Below are 13180 nucleotides of genomic sequence, written 5' to 3'. Positions count from 1 at the left end.
TCCTCTCTGGCCATGGAGAATTGATGACCCCCAAGAACGGTGAAAAGCTCGTGGGCGACAACGACATAGCCGTCGTGGGGATGGCGTGCCGGCTTCCCGGAGCCGACACGCCCGAGGAATTCTGGAACCTCCTCCGGAACGGAGAACACAGCGTCTCCCGGCAGGAGGACGGCACCTGGCGGGCCGCCCTGGAGAACCACGGGGAATTCGACGCCGAATTCTTCGGCATGAGCCCCGCGCAGGCCGCCGCCACCGACCCGCAGCAGCGCCTCGTGCTCGAACTCGGCTGGGAGGCCCTGGAACACGCCGGGATCGTCCCCGCCCGGCTCTCCGGCACCCGCACCGCCGTCTACGTCGGCGTCGCCTCCGACGACTACGCGGCCCTCGCCCACGGCGCCGGCGCCACCGGCGGCTACAGCGCGGCCGGCCTGCACCGGGCCATGACCGCCAACCGGCTCTCGTACCACCTCGGACTGCGCGGCCCCAGCATGGCCGTCGACACCGCCCAGTCCTCCTCCCTCGTCGCCGTCCACCTCGCCTGCGAGGGGCTGCGCCGCGGCGAGAGCGACCTCGCCGTGGTCGCCGGCGTCAACCTCGTCCTGTCCGACCACAGCACCACCACCATGGAGTTGATGGGCGCCCTCTCCCCGGACGGGCGCTGCCACACCTTCGACGCCCGCGCCAACGGCTACGTACGCGGAGAGGGCGGCGTCTGCGTCGTCCTCAAGCCGCTGCGGCGGGCCCTCGCCGACGGCGACCGCGTCCACTGCGTCGTCAAGGGCGGCGCCGTCAACAACGACGGCGGCGGCCCCAGCCTGACCACCCCGCACCAGGACGCCCAGGAGGCCGTGCTCCGCGAGGCGTACGCGCGCGCCGGCGTCCGCCCCGAGGACGTCCGCTACGTCGAACTCCACGGCACCGGCACCCGGGCCGGCGACCCCGTCGAGGCCGCCGCCCTCGGCGCCGTCCTCGGCACCGCCCGCACCCCCGGCGCGCCGCTCGCCGTCGGCTCCGCCAAGACCAACGTCGGCCACCTCGAAGGCGCCGCCGGCATCGTCGGCCTCCTCAAGGCCGCGCTCGCCGTCCGCGAGGGCGAACTCCCGCCCAGTCTCAACTACGCCACCCCGAACCCCGACATCCCGCTCGACGAACTGAACCTCACCGTCCAGACCGAGCTGCTGCCCTGGCCGGCGGAGGGAACGGGCGGGGCGGCGGGGGAGGCCGGCGGCACCCGGGCGCCGCGCCGGGCCGGCGTGTCCTCCTTCGGCATGGGCGGCACCAACGCCCACCTCGTCCTGGAGCAGGCCCCGGCCCCGCGCCCGGCCGAACCCGCCACCCGCGCCCTGCCCGTCCTCCCTGTCGTCGTCACCGGCCGCACCGCGGAGGGCCTGCGCGACCAGGCCGCACAGCTCAGCGCCCGCGTCGAACACGGCCCGGAGCTCGGCCTCCTGGACGTCGCCTGGACCCAGGCCGCCGCCCGCACCGTCTTCGGCCACCGCGCCGTGGTCCTGGCCGCCGACCGCGAGGAACTCCTCACCCGCCTGGAACGCTCCGCCGTCCACGGGGTCGCGGGCGAGACGGGTCGTCGGGTGCTGGTGTTTCCGGGGCAGGGGACGCAGTGGGTGGGGATGGGCGCGGGTCTGCTGGAGACCTCGCCGGTGTTCGCCGCGCGGCTGCGGGAGTGCGCCGACGCTTTGGCGCCGTTCGTGGACTTCGACGCGGTCGAGGTCGTACGGACTAGGGCTTCCCTGGACCGTGTCGATGTGGTGCAGCCGGTGACGTGGGCCGTCATGGTCTCGCTGGCCGAGCTGTGGCGCTCGCTCGGGGTCGTACCGGACGCGGTGGTCGGTCACTCGCAGGGCGAGATCGCCGCCGCCGCCGTGTCCGGGGCCTTGTCCTTGCAGGACGCGGCCCGTGTCGTGGCCCTGCGCGCCGGAGTCATCGGCCGTGAACTGGCCGGGCTGGGCGGCATGGCGTCGATCCCGCTGCCGCGCGTCCAGGTCGAAGAACGCCTCGCTTCCGACGAATGGGCCGGCCGTCTGAGCGTGGCCGCCGTCAACGGCCCCTCCAGCACGGTGGTGGCCGGTGACGCCGACGCCATCGTGGAGATCGTCGCCGCATATCAGGCCGAGGATGTCCGCGCCCGTCAGGTCCCGGTCGACTACGCCTCCCACTCCGCCCACGTGGAGCGGATCGAGGCCGAGTTGCTCGATGTCCTGGGACCGATCGTCCCCCGCCGCTCCGAGATCCCCTTCTACTCCACTGTGACCGGCGAACCGGCCGACACCACCACGCTCGACGCCTCCTACTGGTACCGCAACCTCCGCCAGACCGTCCGCTTCGAAGACACCGTCCGGCTCCTCCTCGACCGGGGCTTCGGCACCTTCGTCGAGTCCAGCGCCCACCCCGTCCTCGGCATCGGCATCCACGAGACCGCGGAGACCGTGGGCCTCGACGTGCTCACCAGCGGCTCGCTGCGCCGCAAGGAAGGCGGTCTCGAACGGTTCCTGACCTCCGCCGCCGAGCTGTTCGTCCGCGGCGTCGACATCGACTGGGCCACCCTCTTCGAGGGCACGGGGGCCCGTGCGGTCGACCTGCCCACGTACGCCTTCCAGCGCACCCGGCACTGGCTCACCGAGGACGGCGCGGGGGAGCAGGAGCCGGCGGCCGATGCCGACGAGACCCTGCTCAGCCGTGAGCTGCGCGGCCGTTCCGAGGCCGAACAGCTCGATCACGTGCTGGAGCTGGTGCGCGTCCACGCCGCCGCCGTGCGGGGCCGGGCCACCGGCGACTCGATCGCGCCCGAGAAGACCTTCAAGCAGCAGGGCTTCGAGTCCGTCAACGGCATCGAGCTGCGCAACCGGCTGCGGGCCGCGACCGGCCTGCGCCTGCCCACCACCCTGATCTACGACTGCCCGACCCCGCTGGCCGTCGCCCGGCTGATCCGCGACGCCGCAGCCGAGGCCGCCGCCACGGCCCCGGTTCCGGCTCCGGTTCCGGCCCGTCGTGAGCGGCCGGCCCCCGGTCGGAACGACGAGGACGCCGTCGCGATCGTGGGGATGGCGTGCCGTTTCCCGGGTGGGGTGGGTTCTCCGGAGGGGTTGTGGGAGTTGGTGGCGTCGGGGGCGGACGCGGTGTCGCCGTTCCCGGGGGACCGTGGCTGGGACGTGGAGTCGCTGTTCGACCCGGAGCCGGGCACTCCCGGTCGTTCGTACGTGCGTGAGGGCGGTTTCCTCCACGACGCGGGCGAGTTCGACGCCGGGTTCTTCGGTATTTCACCGCGTGAGGCGGTGGCGATGGATCCGCAGCAGCGTCTTCTCCTGGAGACGTCCTGGGAGGCGTTGGAGCGGGCGGGGGTTCCGGCCGACTCGCTCAAGGGCTCCCGCACCGGCGTCTTCGTCGGCGCCATGACCCAGGAGTACGGCCCGCGCCTCTACGAGAACGCCCAGGGGTACGAGGGCTACCTGCTCACCGGCAACACGGCCAGCGTCATGTCCGGCCGCATCTCCTACGCGCTGGGCCTGGAGGGTCCGGCGGTCACGGTCGACACGGCCTGCTCCTCTTCCCTGGTCGCCCTGCACCTCGCCGCCCAGGCCGTGCGGTCGGGGGAGTGCGACCTCGCCCTGGCCGGCGGCGCCTCGGTGATGGCGAGTCCGGGCATGTTCGTGGAGTTCTCGCAGCAGCGGGGTCTGGCGTCGGACGGTCGGTGCAAGGCGTTCGCGGAGGGTGCGGACGGCACGGGCTGGGCCGAGGGCGTGGGCGTGCTGCTGGTGGAACGCCTGTCGGACGCGGTGGCCAAGGGGCATCGTGTGCTGGCGGTGGTGCGGGGTTCGGCGGTCAATCAGGACGGTGCGAGCAACGGTCTGACGGCGCCGAACGGTCCTTCGCAGCAGCGGGTGATCCGGGCCGCGTTGGAGTCCGCCGGTCTGGGCACCGCCGATGTGGACGCGGTCGAGGCGCACGGCACGGGGACGAGGCTGGGCGACCCGATCGAGGCGCAGGCGCTGCTGGCGACCTATGGCCGACGGCCGGCGGAGCAGCCGTTGTGGCTGGGCTCGCTGAAGTCGAACATCGGGCACGCGCAGGCCGCCGCCGGGGTCGGCGGCGTCATCAAGATGGTGATGGCCATGCAGAAGGGGACGCTTCCCCGGACGCTGCACGTGGACGCCCCGTCCTCGCAGGTCGACTGGGAGGCCGGCGCGGTCGAGCTGCTGACCGAGTCGCGCCCGTGGCCGGAGACCGGGCGTCCGCGCCGCGCGGGCGTCTCCGCCTTCGGTGTCAGCGGCACCAACGCCCACGTGATCCTCGAAGAGCCGCCCGTACGGGAGGCGGCGGAGGAGCCCGCGACCCGCGAACTTCCCCTCGTTCCCCTGGTCCTCAGCGCCAAGTCGGAGGCCGGCCTGCGGGCCCAGGGCGACCGACTGGCCTCCTTCCTCCACGGCGAGGACGCGCCGCGCCCGCTGGACGTCGGGTACTCCCTCGTGTCGTCGCGGTCGGTGCTTGAGCACCGGCGGGTGATGTTGGGCGAGTCCGTGTTCGAGGGTGTGGCGGGTTCGACGGGTCGTCGGGTGCTGGTGTTCCCGGGGCAGGGGACGCAGTGGGTGGGGATGGGCGCGGGTCTGCTGGAGACCTCGCCGGTGTTCGCCGCGCGTCTGCGGGAGTGTGCGGAGGCGCTGGCGCCGTTCGTGGACTTCGACGCGGTCGAGATCGTACGGACCGGGGCTTCCCTCGACCGGGTGGACGTGGTGCAGCCGGTGACGTGGGCCGTCATGGTCTCGCTGGCCGAGCTGTGGCGTTCGCTCGGGGTCGTACCGGACGCGGTGGTCGGTCACTCGCAGGGCGAGATCGCCGCCGCAGCCGTGTCCGGGGCCTTGTCCTTGCAGGACGCGGCCCGTGTCGTGGCCCTGCGCGCCGGGGTCATCGGCCGTGAGCTGGCCGGGCTGGGCGGCATGGCGTCGATCCCGCTGCCGCGCGTCCAGGTCGAAGAACGCCTCGCTTCCGGCGAATGGGCCGGTCGTCTGAGCGTGGCGGCCGTCAACGGGCCCTCCAGCACGGTGGTGGCCGGTGACGCCGACGCGATCGTGGAGATCGTGGCCGCGTATCAGGCGGAGGACGTGCGGGCTCGTCAGGTCCCGGTCGACTACGCCTCCCACTCCGCGCATGTGGAGCGGATCGAGGCCGAACTCCTCGACGTGCTCGCCCCGATCCAGCCCCGCCGTTCCGAGATCCCCTTCTACTCCACCGTCGAAGGCGGGCTCCTCACCGACACCACCACGCTCGGCGCCTCCTACTGGTACCGCAACCTCCGCCAGACCGTCCGCTTCGAGGACACCGTCCGGCTCCTGCTCGACCGGGGCTTCGGCACCTTCGTCGAGTCCAGCGCCCACCCCGTGCTCATCATGGGCGTCCAGGAGACCGCCGAGGGCAAGGACGTCCTGGTCGGTGGTTCGCTGCGCCGCAAGGAAGGTGGCCCGGAGCGGTTCCTGACCTCCGCCGCCGAGCTGTTCGTCCGCGGCGTCGACATCGACTGGGCCGCCCTCTTCGACGGCACCGGCGCCCGGACCGTCGACCTGCCCACGTACGCCTTCCAGCACGAGCACTACTGGCACGAGCCGGTCGCCCCGGCCGTCGCCGTCGCCGCCGACCCCGCCGGTACGGACTCCTGGCGCTACCGCACCACCTGGAAGGGCCTGGCAGCCTCGGGTGCCTCCGTGCTCGACGGGCGGTGGCTGCTCGTCCTCCCGGAGGGCGAGGACGCCTTCGCCGACGCGGCCGAGGCCGCGCTCGTCCGGCACGGCGCCCGCACCGAACGCCTGACCCTCGACGCGCGCACCGCCACCCGCGAGGACCTGACCGGCCGGCTGGACGCGTACCGGACCGGGGGCGAGGCCCTCGACGGAGTGCTGTCCCTCCTCCCGCTGGCGGGCGGCACCGAGGCGGTCCTCGCCTCCCTCGCGCTCGTGCAGGCCGCCGCCGACACCGACCTCGCCCCGGCCGTGCTCTGGTCCCTGACCCGGCAGGCCGTGGCCGTCGCCCCCGGCGAACTGCCCGAGGACTCCGGCGCCCAGGTGTGGGCCTTCGCCCGCGTCGCCGCGCTCGAACTCCCCGCCCTCTGGGGCGGGGTCGTCGACCTGCCCGCGCAGCCCGACGCCCGCGCCTTCGACCGGATGGCCGCCGTCCTGGCCCGGGGCGGACGCCCCGGCGCCGAGGACCAGGTCGCCGTCCGCGCCTCCGGCTCCTACGGCCGCCGGGTGACCCGCGCGGGCCTGACCGCCGGGACGCCCGGGGACGCCCGCTGGACGGCCCGCGGCACCGTCCTGGTGACCGGCGGCACCGGCGCCCTCGGCGCCCACGTCGCCCGCTGGGCGGTCCGCCGGGGCGCGACGCACCTGGTGCTCGCCGGCCGGCGCGGCCCGGACGCGCCCGGGGCCGCCGAACTGGCCGGGGAACTGCGCGCCCTGGGCGCCGAGGTCACCCTCGCCGCCTGCGACGTCTCCGACCGCGACGCGCTCGCCGCCCTGCTCGACGCCCACCCGCCCACCGCCGTCTTCCACACCGCCGGCGTGCTCGACGACGGAGTGATCGGCTCCGTCACCGCCGAGGCCTTCCACCGCGTCCGGGCCCCGAAGGCCGACGCCGCGCACCACCTGCACGAACTCACCCGCGAACGGGGCCTGGAACTGGACGCCTTCGTCCTCTTCTCCTCCGTCACCGGCACCTGGGGCAACGGCGGCCAGGCCGCCTACGCCGCCGCCAACGCCTCCCTCGACGTCCTCGCCGAGCGGCGCCGCGCCGAGGGCCTGCCCGCCACCTCCGTGGCCTGGGGCCTGTGGGGCGGCGGCGGCATGGCCGAGGGCGCGGGCGAGGAGAGCCTGAGCCGCCGCGGCATCCGGGCCATGGACCCCGACGAGGGCGTCGAGGCCCTCCACCGGGCCCTCGACCTCGGCGACACCTGCGTCACCGTCCTGGACGTCGACTGGGCCGACTTCGCCCCGCGCACCGCCGCGCTGCGCCCCGGACCCGCCTTCGACACCGTGCCGGAGGCCCGGCGCGCGCGGGAGGAGGAGCGGCGGCAGTCCCTCGCGGGAACCGGTGCCGGCCCCGCCGACGGGCTCGCCCAGCGGCTCGCCGGACTCACCGGGACCGAGCGGGCCCGGACGCTGGTCGAGCTCGTGCGCGGCGAGGCCGCGGCCGTGCTGCGGCACCCCGGCACCGACGCCGTCCGCGCCGACCGGGCGTTCAAGGACGCCGGCTTCGACTCCCTCACCGCGCTGGAGCTGCGCAACCGCCTCGCCGCCGCCACCGGCCTGCGGCTGCCCGCCACCGTCGTCTTCGACCGCCCCAACCCGGCCGCCCTCGCCGCGTACCTGCTCGGCAAGCTCCTCGGCGACGCCCCCGCCACGGCCCCCGCGCCCCTCCCCGTCGCCGCCCGCGCGGCCTCCGACGCCGAGGACCCGGTCGTCATCGTGGGCATGGCCTGCCGCTTCCCCGGCGAGGCCGACACCCCCGAGGCGCTGTGGGACCTGGTCGTGGCCGAGCGCGACGTCATCGGCGCCGCGCCCGCCGACCGGGGCTGGAACCTCGACGAGGTCTACGACCCCGACCCGGAGGCGGGCCGCCGCGGCACCACGTACGTCCGCGAGGGCGGGTTCCTCCACGAAGCGGCCGAGTTCGACGCCGAGTTCTTCGGGATCTCGCCGCGCGAGGCCCTGGTGATGGACCCGCAGCAGCGGCTCCTCCTCGAAACCTCCTGGGAGGCCCTGGAGCGGGCCGGCATCGACCCGCTGTCCCTGCGCGGCACCCGCACCGGCGTGTACGCGGGCCTCACCCACCAGGAGTACGCCTCCCGGCTGCACGAGGCGTCCGAGGAGCACGAGGGCCACCTGCTCACCGGCAAGTCCGCGAGCGTGGTCTCCGGCCGCATCTCGTACGTGCTCGGCCTCGAAGGCCCCTCCGTCTCCGTCGACACGGCCTGCTCCTCCTCCCTGGTCACCCTGCACATGGCCGCGCAGGCCGTCCGCGCGGGGGAGTGCGACCTCGCCCTCGCAGGCGGCGTCACGGTCATGGCCGCCCCCGGGCTGTTCGTGGAGTTCTCCCGGCAGCGCGGGCTCGCCGCCGACGGGCGCAGCAAGGCCTTCGCCGACGCCGCCGACGGCACGAGCTGGGCCGAGGGCGCCGGAATGGTCGCCGTCGAGCGGCTGTCGGACGCCGTCCGCAAGGGCCATCCGGTGCTCGCCGTCATCCGCGGCGACGCCGTCAACCAGGACGGCGCCAGCAACGGCCTCACCGCCCCCAACGGCCCCTCCCAGGAGCGGGTCATCCTCCAGGCCCTGGCCAACGCCGGTCTCGGCACCGCCGACGTGGACGTGGTCGAGGCCCACGGCACGGGCACGAAGCTGGGCGACCCCATCGAGGCGCAGGCCCTGCTGGCCACCTACGGACAGCGCCCGGCCGACCGGCCGCTGTGGCTCGGCTCGCTGAAGTCGAACATCGGCCACCCGCAGGCCGCCGCCGGAGTCGGCGGCGTCATCAAGATGGTGATGGCGCTCCGCGAGGGCGTGCTGCCCAGGACCCTGCACGTGGACGCCCCGTCCTCGCAGGTCGACTGGGAGGCCGGCGCGGTCGAGCTGCTGACCGAGTCGCGCCCGTGGCCGGAGACCGGGCGTCCGCGCCGCGCGGGCGTCTCCGCCTTCGGTGTCAGCGGCACCAACGCCCACGTGATCCTCGAAGAGCCGCCCGTACGGGAGGCGGCGGAGGAGCCCGCGACCCGCGAGCTCCCCGTGGTCCCGCTGGTGGTGTCCGCCAAGTCGCAGTCCGCGCTCAAGGCCCAGACCGAACGGCTCCGGGCCCTCCTGGAGACGGCGGACGCGCCGCGCCCGCTGGACGCCGGGTACTCCCTCGTGTCGTCGCGGTCGGTGTTCGAGCACCGGCGGGTGACGTTGGGCGAGTCCGTGTTCGAGGGCGTGGCGGGTTCGACGGGTCGTCGGGTGCTTGTGTTCCCGGGGCAGGGGACGCAGTGGGTGGGGATGGGTGCGGGTCTGCTGGAGGCCTCGCCGGTGTTCGCGGCTCGTCTGCGCGAGTGCGCCGACGCTTTGGCGCCGTTCGTGGACTTCGACGCGGTCGAGGTCGTACGGACCGGGGCTTCCCTCGACCGTGTCGATGTGGTCCAGCCGGTGACGTGGGCCGTCATGGTCTCGCTCGCCGAGCTGTGGCGTTCGCTCGGGGTCGTACCGGATGCTGTGGTGGGTCACTCGCAGGGCGAGATCGCCGCCGCCGCCGTCTCGGGAGCCCTGTCCTTGCAGGACGCGGCCCGTGTCGTGGCCCTGCGCGCCGGGGTCATCGGCCGTGAGCTGGCGGGCCTGGGCGGCATGGCGTCGATCCCGCTGCCGCGCGTCCAGGTCGAGGAACGCCTCGCTTCCGGCGAATGGGCCGGTCGTCTGAGCGTGGCCGCCGTCAACGGGCCCTCCAGCACGGTGGTGGCCGGTGACGCCGACGCCATCGTGGAGATCGTCGCCGCCTACCAGGCCGAGGACGTCCGCGCCCGCCAGGTCCCGGTCGACTACGCCTCCCACTCCGCCCACGTCGAGCGGATCGAAGCCGAACTCCTCGACGTGCTCGCCCCGATCGTCCCCCGCCGCTCCGAGATCCCCTTCTACTCCACCGTCGAAGGCGGGCTCCTCACCGACACCGCCGTCCTCGGCGCCTCCTACTGGTACCGCAACCTCCGCCAGACCGTCCGCTTCGAGGACACCGTCCGCAACCTCCTCGACGACGGCTTCGGCACCTTCGTCGAGTCCAGCGCCCACCCCGTGCTCATCATGGGCGTCCAGGAGACCGCCGACGCCGTCGGCCTCGACGTGCTCGCCGGTGGTTCGCTGCGGCGCAAGGAAGGCGGTCTCGAACGGTTCCTGACCTCCGCCGCCGAACTGTTCGTCCGGGGGATCGACGTCGACTGGGCGGTGCTCTTCGAAGGCACCGGCGCCCGGACCGTCGACCTGCCCACGTACGCCTTCCAGCGCACCCGTCACTGGGCGCCGACCTCGCCCGCCGGGGTCGGCGACGCCGCCGCCGCACGGTTCGGCATGGTGTGGGAGACCCATCCGCTGCTCGGCGGCGCGCTGCCGGTCGCCTCGACCGGCGAGACGGTGTTCGCCGGCCGGATCTCGCTCGCCGACCACCCCTGGATCGCCGACCACGCCGTACGCGGCCGGACCCTGCTGCCCGGCACGGCCTTCGTCGAACTCGCCCTGCACGCCGCCGCCGCGACCGGCTGCGCCACCGTGGAGGAGCTGTCCCTGGAGGCCCCGCTCGTCCTCGACGGACGCCGCGCCGCGCAGGTGCAGGTGCGCGTGGAGGCCGCCGACGGGCAGGGCCGCAGGCGGCTGACCGTCCACTCCCGCCCCGAGGGCGCCGCCGACGAGGAGGTCGCGTGGACCCGGCACGGCGAGAGCGTCGTCGCTCCCGCCGCCGTCCCCGTGACCGCCGCGGACTGGGCCGCCGCCTGGCCGCCCGCCGGTGCCGAGCGCGTCGAGCCCGCCGACATCTACGGGCAGTTCTCCGACCTCGGTTACGAGTACGGCGAGGTCTTCGCCGGCGTCGAGGCGCTGTGGCGCGCCGACGGCGAGGTGTTCGCCGAGGTCCGACTGCCCGCCCGGGCCCGGACCGACGCGGCCGGCTACGGCGTGCACCCCGCGCTGTTCGACGCGGCCCTGCAACCCTGGCTGGCCGGCGGGCTGCTCGACGTGCCGGACGGTTCCGTGCTGCTGCCGTTCGCCTGGAAGGGCGTCACCCTGCACGCGGCGGGCGCGGACGCGCTGCGCGTGCGGATCACCCCGGCCGGGGAGGGCGCGGTGCGCCTGGAGGCCGTCGATCCCACGGCGGCTCCCGTCCTCACCCTGGACGCGCTCGTGATGCGGCCCCTCGCACAGGAACGCCTGGACGCGCTGCTCGGCGCCGCCGCCGACAGCGGGCTGCCTCTGCACCGCGTGGCCTGGCGGCGGCCCGCCGGCCGCCCCGGTGCCGTGCCGCCGGCCCGCCTGGCCGTGCTCGGCACGGACGGTTCCGGCCTCGTCGGGACCGGATCCGGAGTCGGATCCGGAGTCGGAGTCGATGCCTGGACCGGTGCCGGTGCCGGTACCGGGACGTACGCGGACGTGGCGGCGCTGCGCGCCGCCGTCGACGCGGGTGCCGCGCCGCCGGACGCCGTGGTCGCGCCGTTCCCGGCCGGCCCGGGGGCCGCGCCCGAGGACGTGCGCGCCCTCACCGCCCGGGCCCTGGCCCTCGTACAGGACTGGCTCGGCCAGGACGGGCCCCTCGCGGAGGTGCCCCTGGTCGTGCTGACCCGGCGGGCCCTCGCCGCCGCCCCGGACGACACCGTGGACGGCCTCGCGGCCGCCGGTCTCTGGGGGCTCGTGCGCTCCGCCCGGACCGAGCACCCGGGCCGGTTCGCGCTCGTCGACACCGACGGCACGCCCGCCTCGGCGGACGCACTGGCCCCGGCCCTCGCCACCGCCCTCGCCGCCGGCGAACCGCAGCTCGCCCTGCGGGCCGGAGAGGTCCTCGTCCCGGCCCTCGCCCGCGCCGGGACCGACGGAACCGACGATGCCGCCGCCGGGACCGACGGAACCGACGGAACCGACGATGCCGCCGCCGGGACCGCCTTCGACCCCGAGGGGACCGTCCTGGTCACCGGGGCGACCGGCACCCTCGGCCGGCTGATCGTCCGCCACCTCGTCACCGCCCACGGCGCCCGCAGGCTGCTCCTCGTCAGCCGCAGCGGCCGGGACGCGGCCGGAGCCGCCGAGCTGGAAGCCGAACTGACCGCGCTCGGCGCCCGCGTCGGGATCGGCGCCTGCGACACGGCCGACCGCTCCGCGGTCGCGGCCCTGCTCGCCGGCATCAACCCGGCGCACCCGCTGACCGCCGTGATCCACGCGGCCGGCGTGCTCGACGACGGGGCGCTCACCGCCCTCGACGCCGAACGGCTGGACACCGTACTGCGGCCCAAGGCCGACGCCGCCCTGCACCTGCACGAGCTGACGCGCGGCCTGCCGCTCTCCGCCTTCGTGCTGTTCTCCGGCGCCGCCGGCCTCCTCGGCCGCCCCGGCCAGGCCAACTACGCCGCCGCCAACACCTTCCTGGACGCCCTGGCGCAGCACCGCCGCGCCGCCGGACTGCCCGCCGTCTCCCTGGCCTGGGGCCTGTGGGGCGAGGCCAGCGGGATGACCGGGCACCTCTCCGGGGCCGACCTGCGCCGCATGCGGCGCTCCGGCATCGCGCCCCTGACCAACGCCCAGGGGCTCGCCCTCTTCGACCGGGCCCTCACGGGCCGGGAGGAACCGGGCGGCGACGCCCTGCTCGTACCGCTGCGCCTGGACGTCCAGGCCCTGCGCCGCGAGCGGGCCGCGCACGGGCCCGAGGCCGTGCCCGCCCTGCTGCGCGCCCTGGTCCCGGCCTCCGCCGCCCCACGGGCCGCCGCACCGGCCGCCGCACCGGCCGGCGGCACCGCCGACGGCTCCGGCTCCGGCTCCGGTGAGAGCGCCGTCCAGGCGCTGACCCGGCGCCTGGCCCCGCTCGACGCCGCCGCCCGGGCCCGGGAACTGCTGGCCCTGGTACGGGCCGAAGTGGCCGCCGTCCTCGGCTTCGCCGGGCCCGAGGCGGTCGAACCGACCCGCGCCTTCCGCGAGATCGGCTTCGACTCCCTGACCGCGGTGGAACTCCGCAACCGGCTCAACGCCGTGACCGGACTGCGCCTGGCCGCCTCCGTCGTCTTCGACCACCCCACCGCCCGGGCCGTCGCCCAGCACGTCGGCGAGGAGCTGGACACCGCCTCGGGCGGCGGCCGGGAGGCGGGCGAGGCCGCCCTCGCGGGCCTGGAGGCCCTGGAGGCCGCCGTGACCGGGCTCGCCGAGGACGACGTCCGCCGCGAGGTCGTCCACCGGCGGCTGGCCGCCCTGGTCACCGCCCTGGGCGGGCCCCCGGCCGGCACGACGGCCGCCCCCGAGCCGGCGCTCGAACTCGCCGACGACGACGAACTTTTCGCTTTCATCGAGGAGCAGCTGTGACGGGAAGCGCCGCCAAGGGCACGAGCACCGGGAACGTGAACACCGGAAGCACGACCGCCGGGAACACGGGTGCCGGAAGCGCGAGCACCAGTGCCGCCGGGAACAACGACAAGGTC

The 13180-nt window shown here is 75.4% G+C and carries 1 protein-coding gene; it reads left to right on the top strand.

Annotation, left to right across the window (positions count from 1 at the left end; translation table 11 throughout):
* The first annotated feature begins 23 nt into the window (after positions 1 to 23).
* A complete protein-coding gene (locus ACIQKA_RS25045) occupies positions 24 to 13064 on the top strand; it encodes an SDR family NAD(P)-dependent oxidoreductase (RefSeq protein WP_402542449.1) in 13041 nt (4346 codons plus the stop codon).
* The last annotated feature ends 116 nt before the right edge of the window (positions 13065 to 13180 follow it).

Origin of the sequence: Streptomyces sp. NPDC092045 (genome assembly GCF_044756005.1) — a bacterium.
In the GTDB taxonomy this organism is placed as follows: Bacteria; Actinomycetota; Actinomycetes; order Streptomycetales; family Streptomycetaceae; genus Streptomyces.
This window is presented reverse-complemented; position numbering and strand designations above follow the sequence as displayed.